21 protein-coding genes are annotated in these 18583 nt (G+C 64.3%); 4 read left to right on the top strand and 17 right to left on the bottom strand.

From position 1 onward, the window contains the following. Positions 1–149: 149 nt before the first annotated feature. The 3 genes from mltG to BKY27_RS12670 form a co-directional block, all read right to left on the bottom strand. A complete protein-coding gene (gene mltG, locus BKY27_RS12680) occupies positions 150–1316 on the bottom strand; it encodes an endolytic transglycosylase MltG (protein WP_071674859.1) in 1167 nt (388 codons plus the stop codon). Continuing rightward, positions 1316–2578 carry a beta-ketoacyl-ACP synthase II gene (gene fabF / locus BKY27_RS12675; RefSeq protein ID WP_071674858.1) on the bottom strand — a complete coding sequence of 421 codons (1263 nt, stop codon included), beginning with the start codon at positions 2576–2578 and terminating at the stop codon, positions 1316–1318. The genes mltG and fabF overlap by 1 nt, the downstream gene beginning before the upstream one ends. A 163-nt stretch (positions 2579–2741) precedes the next feature. Then, positions 2742–2975: an acyl carrier protein gene (locus BKY27_RS12670; RefSeq protein WP_071674857.1), complete on the bottom strand. Its 234-nt coding sequence runs from the start codon at positions 2973–2975 to the stop codon at positions 2742–2744. Between the two features lie 284 nt (positions 2976–3259). On the opposite strand from BKY27_RS12670, the gene BKY27_RS12665 reads away from it, so the two are divergent. After that, positions 3260–3523 (top strand): hypothetical protein, encoded by a 264-nt coding sequence (locus BKY27_RS12665; RefSeq protein WP_158514981.1) that lies wholly within the window; start codon positions 3260–3262, stop codon positions 3521–3523. Positions 3524–3543: 20 nt separating this feature from the next. On the opposite strand, the gene fabG is transcribed toward BKY27_RS12665, so the two are convergent. From fabG to BKY27_RS12645, 4 genes are all read right to left on the bottom strand, one after another. Next, positions 3544–4281, bottom strand: coding sequence for a 3-oxoacyl-[acyl-carrier-protein] reductase (gene fabG, locus BKY27_RS12660; RefSeq protein WP_071674855.1), 738 nt, complete (start codon positions 4279–4281; stop codon positions 3544–3546). A 33-nt stretch (positions 4282–4314) separates the two neighbouring features. Beyond that, positions 4315–5259, bottom strand: coding sequence for an ACP S-malonyltransferase (gene fabD, locus BKY27_RS12655; protein ID WP_071674854.1), 945 nt, complete (start codon positions 5257–5259; stop codon positions 4315–4317). A gap of 100 nt (positions 5260–5359) precedes the next feature. Continuing rightward, positions 5360–5734: a hypothetical protein gene (locus tag BKY27_RS12650; protein ID WP_158514980.1), complete on the bottom strand. Its 375-nt coding sequence runs from the start codon at positions 5732–5734 to the stop codon at positions 5360–5362. Between the two features lie 279 nt (positions 5735–6013). Then, the gene (locus tag BKY27_RS12645) at positions 6014–6976 is read right to left on the bottom strand and encodes an ICP22 family protein (RefSeq protein ID WP_071674852.1); all 963 of its coding nucleotides are present in this window, start codon (positions 6974–6976) and stop codon (positions 6014–6016) included. 284 nt (positions 6977–7260) lie between these two features. Between BKY27_RS12645 and rpsF the strand changes: the two genes are divergently transcribed. From rpsF to rplI, 3 genes are read left to right on the top strand one after another with little or no spacing between them, the layout of a single operon-like run. After that, positions 7261–7614, top strand: coding sequence for a 30S ribosomal protein S6 (rpsF, locus tag BKY27_RS12640; RefSeq protein ID WP_071674929.1), 354 nt, complete (start codon positions 7261–7263; stop codon positions 7612–7614). A gap of 22 nt (positions 7615–7636) precedes the next feature. Beyond that, on the top strand, positions 7637–7864 hold the full coding sequence (gene rpsR, locus BKY27_RS12635) for a 30S ribosomal protein S18 (RefSeq protein WP_071674851.1): 228 nt from the start codon (positions 7637–7639) through the stop codon (positions 7862–7864). A gap of 12 nt (positions 7865–7876) precedes the next feature. Further along, the gene (gene rplI, locus BKY27_RS12630) at positions 7877–8506 is read left to right on the top strand and encodes a 50S ribosomal protein L9 (protein ID WP_071674850.1); all 630 of its coding nucleotides are present in this window, start codon (positions 7877–7879) and stop codon (positions 8504–8506) included. Between the two features lie 134 nt (positions 8507–8640). On the opposite strand, the gene BKY27_RS20380 is transcribed toward rplI, so the two are convergent. From BKY27_RS20380 to BKY27_RS12580, 10 genes are all read right to left on the bottom strand, one after another. Next, positions 8641–9351 carry a hypothetical protein gene (locus BKY27_RS20380; protein WP_233491834.1) on the bottom strand — a complete coding sequence of 237 codons (711 nt, stop codon included), beginning with the start codon at positions 9349–9351 and terminating at the stop codon, positions 8641–8643. Between the two features lie 146 nt (positions 9352–9497). Continuing rightward, the gene (locus BKY27_RS12620; RefSeq protein ID WP_071674848.1) at positions 9498–9965 is read right to left on the bottom strand and encodes a hypothetical protein; all 468 of its coding nucleotides are present in this window, start codon (positions 9963–9965) and stop codon (positions 9498–9500) included. A gap of 361 nt (positions 9966–10326) precedes the next feature. Continuing rightward, on the bottom strand, positions 10327–11751 hold the full coding sequence (locus BKY27_RS20255) for a hypothetical protein (protein ID WP_071674847.1): 1425 nt from the start codon (positions 11749–11751) through the stop codon (positions 10327–10329). Beyond that, positions 11748–12011, bottom strand: coding sequence for a hypothetical protein (locus BKY27_RS12610; RefSeq protein ID WP_071674846.1), 264 nt, complete (start codon positions 12009–12011; stop codon positions 11748–11750). Before BKY27_RS12610 ends, BKY27_RS20255 begins: the two co-directional genes overlap by 4 nt. Before the next feature lie 408 nt (positions 12012–12419). Further along, positions 12420–13745 (bottom strand): trigger factor, encoded by a 1326-nt coding sequence (tig, locus tag BKY27_RS12605; protein ID WP_071674845.1) that lies wholly within the window; start codon positions 13743–13745, stop codon positions 12420–12422. A 189-nt stretch (positions 13746–13934) separates the two neighbouring features. Next, positions 13935–14321, bottom strand: coding sequence for a hypothetical protein (locus tag BKY27_RS12600; protein WP_071674844.1), 387 nt, complete (start codon positions 14319–14321; stop codon positions 13935–13937). Next, positions 14318–14962, bottom strand: coding sequence for an ATP-binding cassette domain-containing protein (locus BKY27_RS12595; protein WP_071674843.1), 645 nt, complete (start codon positions 14960–14962; stop codon positions 14318–14320). The genes BKY27_RS12600 and BKY27_RS12595 overlap by 4 nt, the downstream gene beginning before the upstream one ends. After that, on the bottom strand, positions 14959–16671 hold the full coding sequence (locus BKY27_RS12590; RefSeq protein ID WP_071674842.1) for an ABC transporter permease: 1713 nt from the start codon (positions 16669–16671) through the stop codon (positions 14959–14961). The genes BKY27_RS12595 and BKY27_RS12590 overlap by 4 nt, the downstream gene beginning before the upstream one ends. Beyond that, positions 16668–17855: an ABC transporter substrate-binding protein gene (locus BKY27_RS12585; protein WP_071674841.1), complete on the bottom strand. Its 1188-nt coding sequence runs from the start codon at positions 17853–17855 to the stop codon at positions 16668–16670. The genes BKY27_RS12590 and BKY27_RS12585 overlap by 4 nt, the downstream gene beginning before the upstream one ends. A gap of 23 nt (positions 17856–17878) precedes the next feature. Beyond that, positions 17879–18493: a CDP-alcohol phosphatidyltransferase family protein gene (locus tag BKY27_RS12580; protein ID WP_071674928.1), complete on the bottom strand. Its 615-nt coding sequence runs from the start codon at positions 18491–18493 to the stop codon at positions 17879–17881. Positions 18494–18583: the final 90 nt, after the last annotated feature.

Here is an 18583-nt window from a genome sequence, read left to right as displayed (position 1 = left end):
CCGATACCCCGTGGATCAACGGAAAATTAACCCTGCCTTCTTCCTTGTGCAATTTCCCCCGGGAAAGTTGCCGAAGGCGGCAGGGGCAGAGCGCCCCTGTCGCGTCCCGCAAGGGTCGCGCGGATCGACGCGCAAAGCGCGGCGAACCCCTAGTTTTCCTGCGCGTTGCGCTCCGCCTCGACACGCCGCCATTCGGCCACGTTGGCATTGTGCTCTTCCAGCGTCGCGGCAAAAGCATGCCCCCCCGAGCCATCGGCCACGAAGAAAACGTAGTCCGTTTCGGCCGGGTTCACCGCCGCTTCAATCGCGGCACGGCCCGGATTGGCAATCGGCGTCGGCGGCAGGCCATCGTTTTGGTAGGTGTTCCACGGATTATCGGCATTCGCCAATTCGCTCTGCCGAATCCCCCGGCCAAGGAAGCCGCGCCCCTCGCTTTCGCCGTAGATAATCGTCGGGTCGGTCTGCAACCGCATCCCCGCCTCAAGCCGGTTCACGAACACCCCCGCGATCTGGTCGCGTTCCGAGGCGATGCCGGTTTCCTTCTCGATGAGCGAGGCCATGATCAGCGCCTCCTCCACCGACCCATAGGGCAGATCCTCCGCCCGACCGCCCCACGCCGCCAGCAGGATGCCGGTTTGTGCATCGGCCATATCGGTCAGGATGCTGCTGATCTCGGTGCCCCTCTCCACCTCGTAGGTGTCAGGCGCCAGCGTTCCCTCTGCGGTCAGATCCTCGACATCGTTGACCAGGAAATCCGCGCCGCGCATCCCTTCCACGATCTGCCACACGGTCAACCCTTCGGGAACAACCACGCGATAGACGATGGACGCGCCCTGATCGACCAACGCCTGATAGGCGGGCGCAATCTCGTCTTCCGAGTTGAAATCGGCCAGTTCCAGCATCTCGCCCGTTCCCGGCACCCGCTCGCGCAGGCGCAACTCGCCATTGCCCTGCCCACGGATCACATAGCTGGCGACATAGCGATAGGTCGAGGGCGCACCGGAACTCAGGATCGTCATCACCTCGTCCATCGAAACATGCGCCGGGATCTCGTAATTGCCGAACCTCAGCGCGTCCGACCGCTCGGTATAGCGGGCGCCAAGGCGGAAAATCGTCGAACTGGAAATGATCCCGGCCGCAGCCAGATCTTCGGACACGGCCGTCAGGGTCGCGCCGCGCTCCACCTCGAAATAGGTGGGGTCAGGCAGCGGCCCATCGCCGACATACTGCCGCTGCCCCCAGGCGATCAGGCCCGCGAAGGCGATGAACGCCACGATGAGCAGGCTCATCCCGTTGGCAGCGACATGTTTCCACATCAGTCAGAAACCTTCCCCATGACGAGGCTTGCATTGGTGCCGCCAAAGCCAAAACTGTTCGAGAGCACCACGTTGACCTCACGCTCATGCTTGGCATTCGCCGCGAGGTTCAGCTTGGGCGTCACTGCCGGAGTGTCGAGATTGATCGTCGGAGGCGCCACCTGATCGCGGATGGCAAGGATCGAGAAGATCGCCTCGACAGCACCCGCAGCCCCCAGAAGGTGCCCGATGGAGGATTTGGTCGAGGACATGGTGGCCATTCCGGCCTTGTCGCCCAGCAGCCGCTCCACTGCGCCCAATTCGATCGTGTCGGCCATGGTCGAGGTGCCATGCGCGTTGATGTAATCCACCGCGTCGGGTGCGATCCCGGCCCGCTTCAGCGCCGCGACCATCGCGCGATAGCCGCCATCGCCATCCTCGGCCGGGGCGGTGATGTGATAGGCATCGCCCGACAGGCCATAGCCCAGGATTTCGGCATAGATCTTGGCGCCGCGCGCCTTGGCGTGCTCGTAATCTTCCAGCACCACCACGCCCGCGCCCTCGCCCATGACAAATCCGTCGCGGTCCGCGTCATAGGGGCGGCTGGCGTGTTCGGGGTCGTCCCCGCGCTTGGTCGACAGCGCCTTGCAGGCGTTGAAGCCCGCGATCCCGATCTCGCAAATCGCCGCTTCCGCGCCACCCGCGACCATCACGTCCGCATCGCCCCATTGAATCAGCCGTGCTGCATCGCCGATGGCATGGGCGCCGGTGGAACAGGCGGTCACAACCGCGTGGTTCGGCCCCTTGAAGCCGTAACGGATCGAAACCTGCCCCGAGATCAGGTTGATCAGAGAGCCCGGAATAAAGAAGGGCGAGACCCGGCGCGGCCCCTTTTCTTTCAGAAGAACAGCCGTGTCCGCGATCGACGACAAGCCGCCGATGCCCGAACCGATCAAAACCCCGGTTCGCAGGCGATCTTCCTCGTCCTCGGGCGTCCAACCCGCATCACGCACCGCCTGATCCGCTGCGGCCATGCCAAACAGGATGAAGTCATCGACCTTGCGCCGTTCCTTCGGGGACATCCAGTCATCGGGGTTGAAGGTGCCATTGCTGCCGTCGCCCAAGGGCACTTCGCAGGCATAGCTGGTGGCCAGGTGCGAGGCGTCGAAACGCTGGATGGTGCCCGCCCCCGATTCCCCGGCCAACAGGCGGCTCCAGGTTTCTTCGGTTCCGCACGCAAGTGGCGAAACCATCCCCAGACCAGTGACAACAACTCGACGCATATTCTGCCCCTCTCTTTAGGCTAGTCGCGGTGTGATACCGTCAAGCGCCCCCCTTGGGCAATCCCCAGCCCGGCCCTTGCCGGAGGGAAAAACGCCCGCGACGAACGCAAAACGGCACCCCTTGGGGTGCCGTCTGCAAAATCCGTGACTGATCGCAACCGGATCAGGAGGCTTCGGTGATGAATTTCACTGCGTCGCCAAAGGTCTGGATGGTTTCTGCCGCGTCGTCCGGAATCTCGATGCCAAACTCTTCTTCGAAGGCCATCACCAGCTCGACAGTGTCGAGGGAGTCAGCGCCCAGGTCATCAATGAAGGAGGCGTTTTCGGTCACCTTGTCTTCTTCAACGCTCAGGTGCTCGACAACGATTTTCTTCACGCGATCTGCGATGTCGCTCATCTTTTCGATCCTCATCCAGTTTCGTCGAAAGCCGTTTCAGGCGCCTTCGATCTTCAATTCGCCGAAGTCGGCGGGTCAACAGGCCCAAGGCCCAACTACCGACTGGCGCGAACGCCCTCCGGCAAAATCTGCGCCGCCTATAGCACATCTCCAATCGAAGGCAACGGGGTTTGCTTGGAAATTACATTTCCCGATAGCAGGCCTGTTCCGGTGCCGCCGTTTACGGATTCGAAAGGCGCGGCGCGTAAATGCTACCCTAGCTGCCTCAACCCGCGGGATAAAGGATGATGTCGTCTCTCTTCGCGTCTCTGCGCATCGGTCTGCACGCTTTGCCCTATCTGCCGGGGGTCGTGGCCCTTTTGCTGGGGCTGGTGGCCCTTGGCGCCGGTCTGGCCGCGGGCCGCGTTGTGCGGTGGCTGGCGCGCCATCACCCGGCGCTGCGCCGGATTGCCCCCCGACGGTTGCTGCGCACGATGGCACGCCCCTTTCGGTCTGGGGCCCAGACAAGAAAAGGCCCGGGCAAGAACGGTTTCTCCCCCGGGCCGTGACGTTGCAAAGGGCAGCGCCGTCAGATCATCGCCATGCCGCCATTCACATGCATGGTGGTGCCGGTCAGATAGCCCGCTTCGTCAGAGGCGAGGAACAGGACCGCGCTGGCGATTTCCGTCGGCTTGCCCATCCGGCCCGCCGGGATCTGCGTCAGGATCTTGGATTTCTGGTCGTCGGTCAGCTTGTCGGTCATCGCGGTTTCGATGAAGCCGGGCGCAACCGCGTTCACGGTGATGCCCCGGCTAGCCACTTCATAGGCCAGCGACTTGGACATGCCGATCATCCCCGCCTTTGACGCGGCATAGTTGGCTTGCCCCGGATTGCCGGTCGTGCCCACCACGGACGAAATATTGACGATGCGGCCCCAGCGGGATTTCATCATGCCGCGCAGCACGCCCTTGCACAACTTCATGGTCGCGGTCAGGTTCACGTCCAGCACCGACTGCCACTCGTCATCCGACATCCGCATGAACAGGTTGTCGCGGGTGATGCCCGCGTTGTTCACAAGGATATCGACCGAACCCATGGCGTCCGCCGCCTGCTTCGGCAGTGCGGCGACTGCCTCGGGATCGGACAGGTTGCAGGGCAGCACATGGGCGCGCCCGCCCAGGTCGGCGGCAAGCGCCTCCAGCGGGGCCAGCCGCGTGCCCGACAGGCCCACCGTGGCGCCAGCGGCGTGCAGCGCACGGGCGATATCGGCGCCAATGCCCCCCGAAGCGCCCGTGATCAGCGCATTTTTCCCAGTCAAATCAAACATTTTTCAGTGTTCCCTCGCCTTCAAGTCTTGCAGTCACGCCGCGTTGAACGCCGCCGCGGCAGCGCGCACCTCGTCGGGCGTGCCGACCTGCCGCGTCGCCAGCGACCGGTCGATGCGGCGCACCATGCCGGTCAGCGCCTTGCCCGCGCCGATTTCCCAGGTTTCGGTCACGCCATTGGCCGCCATCCACGCGATGCTTTCGCGCCAGCGGACGGACCCGGTGACCTGATCGACCAGATGGTTGCGGATCAGCGTGGCCGACCGTTCGGCCGAGGCCACCACGTTGCCGACCAGCGGCACCTTGGGTTCATGGATATCGACATGGCTCAGCGCTTCGGCCATCGCGTCGGCGGCAGGCTCCATCAGCGTGCAGTGGAACGGCGCCGACACCGGCAGCATCACCGCGCGTTTCGCCCCGGCGGCCTTGGCCAGCTCCACCGCGCGTTCCACCGCCTCGCGGTGGCCCGAGACCACCACCTGACCGGGGTCGTTGTCATTGGCCGCTTGGCAGACCTGCCCTTGCGCGGCTTCGGCGGCGACCTTGGTGGCGCCCGTGAAATCCAGCCCCAACAGCGCGGCCATCGCGCCGACGCCCACCGGCACCGCCTCTTGCATGGCCTTGCCGCGAATGCGCAACAGCCGCGCGGTATCGCCCAGCGACAGCGCCCCGGCGGCGCATAGCGCGGAATATTCGCCAAGCGAATGGCCCGCGACAAACCCGGCGGCCGCGACCGTCACGCCTTCGGCCTCCAGCGCGGCCATTGCCGCCAGCGAGGTTGCCATCAGCGCCGGTTGCGCGTTCTGCGTCAGGGTCAGTTGATCCTGCTCGCCTTCCCAGATCAGGGTCGACAGCTTTTCGCCCAAGGCCTCGTCCACCGCGTCGAACACGGCCCGCGCGGCGGGGTACTCGTCTGCGAGGGCCTTGCCCATGCCGATGGTCTGGGCGCCTTGGCCCGGAAAGAGGAAGGCTCTGGTCATGCGCGATACCGCTCCGTTCGTAAATCTCGATCGCAACGGGGCTACCCCAAGCGCGGCCTCGGCGCAATTCCCTTGCGACACCGCGATCCGTGCCCTGCGCTCAATGTTCCATGAATTCCGGCACCGGCGGCCCTTCGCCGGGGAAGAGCCGGGTGAACAGGGCGGGCGCCAAGGCGCGCCAACTGAGGCTCAGATTGCCGCGCACCCAAAGCGGGTCAAGCAATTCCGGGCGCGCCAGCACATGGTTAAAGGCCGCCTCGGCGTCAGTTACGAAAAAGGCTTCGGGGTCGGAGGCAATCAGGAAATCCCGCTCGCCGGATGGCAGGCGAAAGCCGGGCGCGCCGAGCGTTTCATCCCACCATGTCCAGAGACGACCATGCGCGCGCAAACAGGGGAACCCGTCAGCGCGGGTGTCCTCGTGGATGGATGGCAGGTTCAACCCCCGCGCGAGGCGTTTGATCTGCGTCCAGTTCATTGCACCGTTGTGGTCCATGTCACCATGCTCGAAACGCAGGCAAAAAGGTAATCCAACTCACGCCATCTCAAAGCCCGCGGGGAAAACAACCCTTGGGGTTACCTTAGGTAAATTGTTGAATTTGTAAATGGCCGGGTGAGGGTCAAGGGCGCCGTCGCACCCGGATCGACAGGAAAACGGGCGGCTCAGGGCAAGGGCGCGCCGGTTGGGAACGGCCTGAGGGGCACGCACAGGGCACGGTCGTCAGCGGTGGCCGCTATCGCTGGTCACCCAACACGGTCAATCGTTGCGACCGTTGCCATTGCCACCGCCATTTCCGGGCGTTCCATCATCGTCGGTGTCATCGCCGGCGCATTGCGGCGCGTTGCCGGGGTTCGACGAGTCGCACCCGTCGGAATCATTGCCATGGCCGTTATTGCCGTTTCCACTGTTGCCGTGGTCCTCACCATCGCCATTGTCGCCACGGTCTTCGCCATCGCCACTGTCGCCATGGTCCTCACCATCGCCACTGTCGCCGTGGTCTTCACCGTCGCCACTGTCGCCATGGTCCTCACCATCGCCGCTATCGCCGTGGTCCTCACCATCGCCGCTATCGCCGTGGTCTTCACCGTCGCCACTGTCGCCATGGTCTTCACCATCGCCGCTATCGCCGTGGTCCTCACCATCGCCACTGTCGCCGTGGTCTTCACCATCGCCGCTATCGCCGTGGTCCTCACCATCGCCGCTGTCGCCATGGCCCTCGCCATCGCCACTGTTGCCGTGGTCTTCGCCATCGCCATTGTCGCCGTGGTCTTCACCGTCGCCGCTATCGCCGTGGTCTTCACCGTCGCCGCTATCGCCGTGGTCTTCGCCATCGCCACTGTTGCCGTGGTCCTGCCCGTCGCCATTGCCGTTATCCGCCACATCGCCCGAAGCGTCACCGGAGTCAGACCCACCGTGATCGGATGCGTCCTGCGCATCCTCGGGATCGCCCGGAGCCCCGCCGCCGCCCTGCCCGCCCGCGCCGCCGGAGGCGCTGCGGTCGGTGCCGATGGTGGCGAAATCCTCAAAGCTTGTGGAAATGATGTTGTTGCCGTCCAACTGCTCGGCAATATGCAGGCTCTGCATCTGAACCGCGTCGTAATTGGCATCGAGCGCCGCAACAGCCGAGAACGAGGCCGCCGCCATCCACACGACGTAATCCACCGTGACAGCGCCGTCTTCGCTCTTCAGAAATGCCGCAGTCAGGGAACCCTGTTTCATATCCACACGCCTGGCTTGGAAAAACACAGGTCTGGTCTAGGATCGAAAAGCGGTAAGATTTTGTCAAAAACCTCCTTAAATCGTGGAAAACGCGTTAACCAGTCGGGCAATGTCAGGGCAACGACGCTGCCGCGGTCGATTTCCGGCTTGATCCCCGCGCGATCCCCGGTATAAGGCGGGCTTCCTCCGCCGATGCGATTGCACCGGCGTGGTCTCTCGTGGCTCGGGGGGCGGAGGACATGCCCCGGGCCTTTGAAACACGCCCTGAACAAAATGGAGACGACATGCCTCTCTACGAGCATGTGATGATTGCGCGCCAGGATCTGTCCAATGCGCAAGCCGAAGGCCTTATCGAACATTTTGGCGCGGTTCTCTCGGATAACGGCGGCACGGTCGTCGATTCCGAGTACTGGGGCGTCAAGACGATGGCCTACAAGATCAACAAGAACCGCAAGGGCCACTATGCCTTCCTGCGCACCGACGCGCCGTCGTCCGCCGTGCAGGAAATGGAACGCCTGATGCGCCTGCATGATGACGTGATGCGCGTTCTGACCATCAAGGTCGACGAGCACGCCGAAGGCCCCTCGGCCCAGATGCAGAAGCGGGACGACCGTGAAGGTCGCCGCGAGCGCCGCTAATCCATAGGGAAGGACTTTCAAAATGGCCGCAAAACCGTTTTTCCGCCGCCGCAAGACCGACCCGTTCGCGGGCGACAATGCGCCGAAAATCGACTACAAGGACACGCGTCTGCTGCAACGCTACATCTCTGAGCGTGGCAAGATCGTGCCGTCCCGTATCACCGCCGTAGGGGCAAAGAACCAGCGTCAATTGGCCCGCGCCATCAAGCGCGCCCGGTTCCTGGCCCTGCTGCCCTACGCCGTGAAGTAAGGAGACTGACCCATGGACGTTATCCTTCTGGAACGCGTGGCCAAGCTTGGTCAGATGGGCGATGTGGTTTCCGTCAAGGAAGGCTACGCGCGCAACTACCTGCTGCCGCAGCGCAAGGCGCTTCGCGCCAATGACAACAACATCAAGTCGTTCGAGGCCCAGAAAGCGCAACTGGAAGCGCGCAATCTGGAGACCAAGAAAGAAGCAGAAGATCTTGCCGCCCGTCTCAACGGTCAGCAGTTCATCGTGATCCGGTCGGCATCCGACTCGGGCGCGCTCTACGGCTCGGTTACCACCCGTGACGCCGCCGACTCGGCCACCGAGGCTGGCTTCTCGCTGGACCGCAAGCAGGTTGCCCTGTCGCGTCCGATCAAGGATCTGGGCCTGCACATCGTGCATGTCCGCCTGCACCCCGAAGTTGAGGTCGATATCGAGCTCAACGTCGCCCGCTCGCCCGAAGAGGCCGAGCTTCAGGCATCGGGCAAGTCGATCCAGGATCTGGCCGCCGAGGCCGAGGCCGCCGCGGACTTCGAGATCGCCGAACTGTTCGACGAAATCGGCTCTGCCGCGAATGACGACGACGACGAGCGGGGCGAAGAGCCCGCCGGCGCATCGGAAGACGGCTCGGACGAAGAAGCCTGATCCGACACTCCCTTTCGAGGGACAGTGAGAACCGCGCCTTTCCGGGCGCGGTTTTTTTGTGCGCAGCGCCAGCCAATGAAAAAGGCCCGCCCCCGTCGGGGCGGACCTCTTTGTGATCTTGGGACCGGTCTGGCTTACTTGCCGTCGCTCGGCGCAGGGGCGGGTGCGGGTGTGGGTGCCGGAGCCGGGGCGGGTGCGGGCGCCGGAGCGGGTGCGGGCGCCGGAGCCGGGGCGGGCGCAGGTGCGGGCGCCGGAGCCGGGGCGGGCGCAGGTGCGGGCGCCGGAGCCGGGGCGGGCGCAGGTGCAGGTGCAGGCGCAGGTGCAGGAGCAGGCTGGCTGCCATCTGCGGGCGAGAATCCCGGCGACGGGGCCGGCATGGTGGTGGCCGCGGGCACGGTCTGGATGGTCAACTGCGCGTTGCAGGTCTGACCGCCATAGGTGCCGACCCAGACATCGACGCGACCATTCAGGTTTTCAGGCCCCGAGATGGTCATCGCCGGATCGAGGTTGCCGTTGGAGTCATCGTCGAACATCCAGGTGGTGTTGACGGTATTGACCAGCAGGGTCGCGTCGCATTCCGATACCACGGACATATCAAGGGAATACATGTCCATGTTGCTGAGCATCAGCGAGAAATCCGGAACCTGCGCAACATAGCCAAGACCGGGCAAACCACAGGATTGGACAGAGAACGGGCCGCCAGCGACCACCGGGGCCGATTGTGGCGTAACGAGTTGATCACCAGAGAAAGAATAGGTCGCACCGGGCTGCATGTAGCTGGGGCACGCGAAGGCAGCAGCGCCTCCGGCCATCAGGATCGCAGAGGACAGAAGAAGGGTTTTCATGGCGGGGTCTCCCATTGGGGCTTTGGGCAAAGTCTTAGGCACTTTTGGAAATGATCCGGGGGAATGGTGACTCTCCGCCCCGGAAGGGTCAAGGCCGGAATAATCCGGCCTTGAACAAGGGTGTATCGGCAATCAGGGGCCTGGGATCAGTTGTACCAGGTTTCCATTTCCAGCGTGGCCGAGCAGGTCGAGGGGCCGTAGGTGCCGACCCAGACGTCAACCCGACCTTGGGTGTTCGAAGTGCCGTAGAGGTTGACGGTGGGAAGCAGGTTGCCGCCGCTGTCATCGTCGAAGAACCAGCCGGCGTTGGCCGAATTCACCAGAAGAAGGGTGTCGCAAGCGGCTTGCGTCACCTGGATTTCCAGACGGCCATAGGGCGCCATGCCCGAGGTGTAGAACGAGAAGTCGGGCTGCGAGATCACGTAACCGGTGTGGTTGAAGCCACAGTTGCGCAGGTTCTGACCGCCACCGGCGACCACACCGTAGGAGCGCGGGGTGTAAAGGTATTGACCAGTCACCGAAAAGGTCTGACGCCCTTGGCTGATGGTCGGACAGGCCGAGGCGACGGCCGTAAGCGAAATGAGAACGAGGAAAGCAGAGAGAATAGTACGCATTGGGGTATCTCCTAATGTTGTCATGCACACACTTTGTAACCCGGCTTAAGTGTCGTGTCTACACTTTTATTGTGGGTCGTTTGACTTTTTCACCCTTTCCAAGGGCCAAGGGCCTTCAGCGTTGTCGAAGCAGGGGGCATCCCCGGAACCTCTGAACCGACTATACCCCCAAGCGATGTCTTGGGTGTTGATCGCCAGCAACGGTCCTTGAATGACGCGTCCCGATGCGGGCTGGCCTCGCCCATGGTTGGCAAAAATCATCATGCGGGGAGGGCAAGGGTGGTATGGGATGCAATTTTGCCCCGCTTGGTGGAGGGGGCCGCCACATGGACGGCCCCCGCCGGGATCAATAGACCGGGTCTCAGTTGTACCAAGTCTCCATTTCCACCGTCGCCGGGCAGGTCGAGCCGTTATACGACCCCACCCACACATCCAGACGGCCGTTGAGCGCGTTCGAGGACGGGATGTTCAGCATCGGTTGCAGGCTGCCGTTCGAATCGTCGTCGAAGAACCACTGGGTGGTCGGCGTGTTGACCAGCAGCGTGGTATCGCAGCTCGACGTCACCTGAATTTCGAGACGGCCATAGTTTTCCATCCCTGACAGGTTGAACGACAGGTGCGGTTGCGAATAGGCATAGCCGAAGCCGCCCACACCGCAGCCCGAGATGTCGTAGTTTCCGCCAGCCTGAACGTTGTAGTTCGTCGGGCTGTAGAGCTGCTGACCGGTTGCGTACACCGTGGTGCCGGGCACCGACCAGGTCGGGCAGGATCCGGTGGGTTGCGGCTGGGGTTGCGGTTGCGGCTGGGGTTGCGGCTGGGGTTGCGGCTGAGGCTGGGGTTGCGGCGTGAAGCCACCATCATACCAGGTCTCCATCTCGACCGACGCCGGGCAGCTTCCGCCGCCATAGGTGCCGATCCAAACATCGAGACGGCCATTCAATGCGCCCGAAGACGGGATGTTCAGCATCGGTTGCAGGTTGCCGTTCGAATCGTCGTCGAAATACCAGGTGGTATCGGGGGCGTTCACCAGCAGCGTGGTGTCACAGCTTGCCTGCACCTGAATTTCGAGCCGCCCGTAATTCTCCATTCCCGAGAGGTAGAAGGAGTAGTTCGGCGCGGCATAGGCATAGCCACGACCACCGACACCACAGCTGGAAATGTTGGTCGAGCCACCGGCCTGTACCGAGTAGGTCTGCGGCGCATAGAGTTGCTGGCCCGAGACGTAGATCGGCTGACCCGTCAGCGAGTAGGTCGGGCAACCGCCAGCGGGCTGCGGCGTCGGCGTGGGGGTCGGCGTGGGCGTCGGCGTCGGGGCCTGTGCGTACCACGTCTCCATGTTCAGGGTCGCGTCGCAATAGGTGCCGTTATAGGTGCCGACCCAAACGTCCACTCGACCGTTGAGGTTGTTGGCCCCGCGGATTTCGAGGCGCGGGTCGAGATTGCCGTTCGAATCGTCGTCGAACATCCAGGTGGCGTTGGCGGTATTCACCAGCAGCACCGCGTCGCACTGGGACACGACATCGGCCACCAGGTAATACTGGTCCATGCCGGACAGGTAGAAGCTGAAATCCGGGGCCGAGGTGACATAGCCCGTGCGGCTGACACCGGGAACGTTACAGTTGTTGATGTTGTTCGGCCCACCGGCAACGACGCCGAAGCTCTGCGGGCTGTAGAGTTGCTGACCGGTGTAGGTGTAGCTTGCACCGGTCTGGCTATATGTCGGACAGGCGGCGGCTGCCGCTGTCATGGCGAAGAGGCCGAGAATGGCCGTGGCTAGGTATCTCACTGGTATTCCTCCAAGAGGCGTGGGTGTTGACCATGGTAGTATGCGTCCCAGTTCGCCGATCGCCCATGATCTTCGTCAATCGGCTTGGCCCCGTCCCGGATTCCGGGGCCATGAACCAGACCAGACCCGAGCGGGCTGACTCCGGCATTGGTGTATTCTGACAGACCGACTCCGGCGGCATGATGACCGGGGTCAAGGGCGGCAGGCAGGGCTTGGGCGCCCTCCTGACATTTCAGGACGATGGCGTCGAAACGGGTCATCTTCCTCCCTCCCCTTTCAGCCTACCAACCGGATGCCCCAAGCAGGGCTGGGGTCCGGTATCCGCAGCGTGGCCCTATGGCAGGCCAGCGCCCCGTGTTGAACACAACGACGAACGCGTGGTCCGTCTGCTGGTAGGTGCTCCGAAGAGCGTAAATGGTTCAAATAATTCTGGATTCAGTCAGTATTGGCAGCATGTCACGCGCAAGGATAGACCCGCACCGGGTAAGATTCCTAAAGAAAAATGTGCAAGGTCGGCAGAAACGGTCTTTTTCCAACGCGACAGGGCGCGTGAAATGACCTTGGCCACGACAGCGCTTTCGGGGGCCGCAGCCCGCAAAGCCCCCCATAAAAAAAGGGCCGCGGTTGCCCGCAGCCCCTCTGTCCCGGTCGCCCGAAGGCGGGGAAGATTACTCGTCTTCCAGCTCTTCGACAGCTTTCTGAAGCTCGTCTTTCGAGACTTCCTTTTCGGTGATGTCGGCCATTTCAAAGACGAAATCAACAACCTTGTCTTCGAACAGCGGCGCGCGCAGTTGCTGCTGTGCCTGCTGATTTTGCTGGATGAACTCGAAGAACTGACGTTCCTGACCCGGATACTGGCGCGCCTGGTTCATGATGGCCTGCGTCATCTCGGCGTCGGTGACCTGAACCTCGTTCTTCTGACCCAGCTCGGCCAGCAACAGGCCAAGGCGCACGCGGCGCTCGGCCAGCTTGGTGTGCTCTTCGGTCGTCTCGATCTCACCGTGGTTGTGATCGTGAACCTCGGGGTTCTCTTCGTGCCACAGCTGGTGCGCGATCTGCTTGGCCTCTGCATCGACCAGCGACGGCGGCAGATCGAATTGCACGGCGTCGTCGAGTTGATCGAGAAGCTTGCGCTTCATGATCGCGCGGGCAGCACCGGCATATTCGGATTTCAGACGCTCTTCGATCTGGCCTTTCAGCGCGGCGAGGTCTTCTGCACCGTATTTCTGGGCCAGCTCGTCGTCGATCTCGGCGGCGACCGGGGCTTTGACCTCTTTGACGGTGCAGTCGAAGACAGCGGCTTTGCCAGCCAGATGCTCGGCACCGTATTCCTCGGGGAAGGAAACCTCGACGGCCTTCTCGTCACCGGCTTTCACACCGACCAACTGCTCTTCGAAACCGGGGATGAAGCTGTTGGACCCCAGAACCAGCGGGTAGTCTTCGGCAGAGCCCCCTTCGAAGGCTTCGTCATCGACCTTGCCCACGAAGTCGATCACGACCTGATCGCCATCTTCGGCGGCGCCGTCCTTGGCCTCGAAGTTCTGGGCCGACTCGGCGAGGTTCTTGAGCGCGTCCTGCACGTCGTCCTCGGCCGGGGCCACGACCATCTTCTCAAGGCTCAGCGCCTTGTAGTCGATCTCGGGGATCTCGGGCAGCTTTTCATAGGACATGGCGACGACGACATCGTCGCCCTCTTTCCAGTCCTCGTTGACCATCTTCACTTCCGGCTGCATCGCCGGGCGGTCGCCGGACTCGTCAAGATGCGACTGCATCGCGCCATCGACGGTTTCCTGCATGGCTTCGCCGACAAGACGCGGACCAAACTGCTTCTTCAGAAGCGGCATCGGCACCTTGCCTTTGCGAAAGCCCTTCATTTCGATTTCCGGCTGCGCCTCGGCCAGCTTTTCGTTCACCTTGGCGTCCAGTTCCGCCCCGGTGATCGTGATCTCGTAGCCGCGCTTCAGCCCGTCGTTCAGGGTCTCATTGACCTGCATCTTATTCCTCGCTCTCCGGGCCCGTGGCGCCCGCATGGCGCGACGGGGGGTAGAAAATCTGTGGCCTTCTAGGCATGCCTGAGCGGGCTTGCAAGCCCAAAGCCCGGCCCCCTGCCCCATATCGCGGGGATTCGACCGGAATCGGTCAGGAAAGGCCCCGGCATCGCTGTTTCGGGCTGCCCCCGACAGTTACCGCGACAGCTTGCGCCACACGACACTCAACAGCGCCGCAACCAGTGCCGTCGCCGCAGCTGCCGTGGCGATCCAGCCCAGGAACCAGAAACGACCGGCCAGGTGGTTTTCGGCAAAGGAATTGACGAACCCCACCTTGCCGAAATAAGCCGCCGCCAACGCCCCCGGCAAGGCCAGCCCCGCCAGCAACGCGACCGGCCGCCGCCCAAGGCCCAAACCCCTCAGCACACCATAGGCAAGCGCACCGCCAACCGCGCCACCGACCCCGGTCTTGACCGCCCACCACGGATGCGCGCCAAGCGCCTCGGGCAACCCGGCCAAGGCCAGACCCGCGATGACCAGCGTTGCGAGACAGGCCACGAGGGCCTCTTTGGATCGGGTCATGTCTGCTCCTGTGACAGGGTAAGAAGGGGGCCACCCGCCGCCTCGGCATCCGCCGGATCGTGAGAGACCATCAGCGCGGGAATGCCCCGCTTGGCGATATGCGCGAAGGTAAAGGCGCGGATTTCGCCGCGCAGCCCGGTGTCGAGCTTGGAAAACGGCTCATCCAGCAACAGCGCCTGCGGTTCGGCCAAAAGCGTGCGCATCAGCGCCGCCCGCGCCCGCTGCCCGCCCGACAGCGTCGCCGGATCGCGCCCGTCCATGCCGGACAGGCCCGCCTGCGCCAGCGCGTCCGCGACCGCCTGCCGCCGCGCGGCCCGGCCCTTCAGCGCATGGGGCAGACCGAAGGCGAGGTTGTCGCCAACCGACAGGTGCGGAAACAGGCCCGCGTCCTGAAACATCAGGCCGATGCAACGCGCCTCTGCCGGCAGACGGGTCACATCGCGCCCGTTCAGCTCGACCCGCCCGACCACCGTCGCACCGCGCGCCAAATGGCCTCCGATGGCATCGAGCAGCGTGGACTTGCCCACGCCTGACGGCCCCATCACCGTGGTGATCGTGCCGGGGGCGGCGTTCAGCGTGACCGGCGGAAAGAGCGGCCCGGCCCCGAACCGCACCGACAGATCGTGCAGGTTCAGGCTCATGCGGCTGCCCCGGACAAGGCGCGGCGGTTTCGAAAGCGCAGCGCCGGGATCAGGAAGGCCGCAAGATAGGCCGCGAACGGCAAACCGGCCTGAAGGCTGGCATAGACCCCGGTGATCCGCCGATCAGAGCCGGAGGAGAGCGTCACCGCCTCGGTCGTCAGCGTCGCCACGCGGCCACCGCCAAGAAACAGGGTGGGCAGGTATTGCGCGACCGAAACCGCCACGCCGATGGCCGACGCCGTCAGGATCGGCGTCAACAGCACCGGCAGCTTGACCCGCCACAGCCTGCGCCATGGCCCCGCCCCAAGCGCCGCCGCCGCGCGCGGCAAACCGGGGTCGAGCGCGCGCCACGGGTCAGAGAGCGCGATCATCACGTAAGGAAAGACGAAAAGCGCCTGCGCCCAGACCACAGGGACAAGTCCGGGTGCCGCCCCAAGGCGCAACACCAGCACGTTCAACCCGTAGAGAAAGGCGATCTGCGGCACCAGAAGCGGCAGGTAAATCAAGCGCTCGGCCCATTTGGCGCGGGGAAAATGGCCCCGGTCCTCGCCCTCCAGCCACGCGATGGCAAGGGTCAGCGACAGGGCCGTTGTGCTGAGCGCAAGGGTCACGGTATTCATCAGCGCCCGCGTTACCCCCTGCCCGGCCCCGGTCCATGGACGCAGCGACCAACTGTCTGGCAGCAGCCCCGGCCACGGCCAGCGCCACGCGACGGACCAGACCAGCAGCGACACCATGGCCAGCGCGCCGAGGATCATCAGCGCCGTCGCCAGACCCGTGGCCAGCCACAGCCCCGGTTCCGCCGACAGGCCGCGTCCGCCGCGCCGGACCCACCACAGGCCGATGACGCGGCCTGCCCGGTCGCAGAGCCACAGCACCGCAAAGCCCGCCAACGCCAGCAGCGCTTGCAGAATCGCCCCCGCCGAGGCGGGCAGAAGCTGAAAGATGTCGGGATCGGAGAAGAGCCGCAGCAGCCGCACCGCCAGCGTCGGCGGATTGGACGGCCCGAGGATCAGCGCCACGTCCACGACCGACAGTGAAAAGGCCAGCACCACCATCACCGGCAAGCGAATGAGCGGCCAGACCTGCGGCATGATCACCTTGATCCACACGATCCCGCGCCCATAGCCAAGCGCCCGCCCCGCCGCCATCTGCGCGCGCACCGGGATCTGGCTGAGTGCCGAGAGGATGACCAAGAGCAGGAACGGCAATTCCTTGGCCACCAGCCCGACGATCAGCGCCAGACCCCATGGGTCATTGACCGTCTCCAGCATCGGTGGCCGGTCCCAGCCCATGACCGGCGCCAGTGCCCGCGCGATCCAGCCCGAGGGGGCCAGCAGGAAGGCCAGCCCGATGGCCATGGCCGCGTGCGGCGCAGCAAGGAACGGTGCCAGCAGACGGCCAGAGGCGCGGCGGTCCATCCGGTCATGAACGGCAGCGCAGACCCCGACAGCCAGCAACAGGGCCAATCCTGTCGCTGCAAACCCGGTCCACAGCGTCAGGCGCAGGCTGGTGCCAAAGCCGGGCAAATCGACCAGTGCGCGCCATGGGTCAAGCGACAGGGTCTCGGCCCCGATGGCGGGCAACACCCCAAGACCGGCCCGCAGGCTTTGCCACAGCCCCGCCGCGATGGGGCCAAGAACGGCCACGATCAAAACTGTCAGAACGACAGCGCGGAGCGTTCGGCCCTCGGCCCCGCTCCGGGTCATTCTGTATAGCGCCGTGCCCATTCCTCGGTCAGGCGGGTCATCCAGCTTGCGTGGGGTTCCGGCAAGGTCGGGCCAAGATCGGCCAGCGTCGGCAGCGCGGGCGCGGTCGGCAGCGCGTCAAAGGCGGCCTGCGCCCCGGCATCCAGTCGCGCGGGGTCGAGCACCGAGAAACTGCCCAGAACCTCGATATTCTGCATATGCGCCTGCGTCGCCGGGTCGAGCAGGAAGTTGGCCACCACCTGCGCGCCCTCGGCGTGGGCCGCGTTGTAGGGGATGGCGACGAAGCTGACATTGCCGATGGTGCCGCCCTCGGGCACGAAGACGCGGGCAGTGTCGGGCAGCAGGCCCTGGTCGATGGCGGCGGCGGTCGAGGCCGGATCGAAGGACATGGCGATATCCACTTCGCCATCGTTCAGCATCTGCTGCTGGACCGATTCATTTTCCGGAAAAGCCCGGCCCGCGCGCCACATGTTCGGGCGCAGCGCATCATACCACGCCCAAAGCGGCGCGGTGGCTTCGGCAAAGGCGGCCTCTGTCACCGGTTGTTGCAGCGCCTGCGGATTGGGGGCCAGCTCCACCAACGCCTGTTTCAGAAAGGTCGCGCCCATGAAATTGGTCGGATCGGGATGCGTCAGGCGACCCGGATGCGCAGCGGCCCATGGCACGAACTCTTCCATCGTCGCTGGCGGCTGATCCACGCGGGCGCTGTCATAGGTAAACACGAACTTGGCCAGCCGCCACGGCGCCTCCATCCCGTTGACGGGCGTGGTAAAGTCGAGCGCGGCGGGCGCGCCCTCGCTCAGGTCCACATACCGCGCATCGGGCAGGTCTTGCACAAAGGGGCCAAAAAGCAGGTCTTGCGCCTGCATCGCCAGGAAATTCGGCCCGTTGATCCAGATCAGATCGACCGATCCGCCCTGATCCCGGCCTGCCGCGCGCTCCGAAATCACGCGGGTTACCGCCTCGGCGGTGTCGGTCAGAGGCACCTGTTGGACAGATACGCCGTAAAGCTCTTCCGTGCGGTCGCCGACCCACTCGATAAACGCATTGGTGCGCGCATCGCCGCCCCATGCGTTGAAATAGACGGTCTGCCCGCGCGCGGCGTCGAGCGTGTCTTGCCAATCGGCCAAGGCGGGGGTGGCGGAAAGCGCGGCCAGAACCGGCAGCAAAAGGGGAAGGCGCATGAAAACTCCGAAATGTCAGGGGGTCAGGCGTCGCGGCCAAGGGCGATCCAGCCCTGCCGCCATCTTAGAACGGTCGTTACGGCGCAGGCCGCCGCAAACACAAAGGCCAGCATGGGGAAGGCCGACGGAAACAGGCAAAACGCCACGAATAGCGCGATGGTCTCGGCCCCTTCGGTCAGACCGCCGAGATAGTAGATGCCCTTGGTAGGATAGGCCGCAGCCGACAGCCCGCGCTTGGCCGCGACCGAGGCGAAGGCCAGAAAAGACGAGCCGGTGCCGACAAAGGCCGCGATCAGCACGGCAGCGGGCAGCGCGTTGGCGGCGGGATCGGCCAGGGCAAAGCCAAGCGGCACCAGAGCGTAAAAGACGAAATCGAGCGCGATATCGAGGAACGCGCCCCGGTCGGTCGCGCCGTTGATCCGGGCTACGGCCCCGTCAAGCCCGTCGAACAGCCGGTTCACCAGGATCAGGACCAACGCAACGCCGGGCGCCCCGAGGGCCAGGGCCGGCACCGCGAAAAGGCCGATCGCGAAGCCCGTCAGTGTCAGCGCATCCGCCGACACGCCGCGCATGGCGAGCCACTCGGCAGGCGGCGTCAGCAGGCGGCGCTGCACAGGGATGAGCGCGGCGTCGATCACGTCGCCCTCGCGCCGCATCGCCTGTCGTGTCGCCCCATTCCGATCATTCCGGTCTGCCCTTCCCTGCCCGCTTGCGTCTGGCCATCATGA

Origin of the sequence: Nioella nitratireducens, from assembly GCF_001879715.1 — a bacterium.
GTDB lineage: Bacteria > Pseudomonadota > Alphaproteobacteria > Rhodobacterales > Rhodobacteraceae > Nioella > Nioella nitratireducens.
Note: the sequence above shows the minus strand (reverse complement) of the source record. Positions and strands in the feature narration are given on the sequence as shown.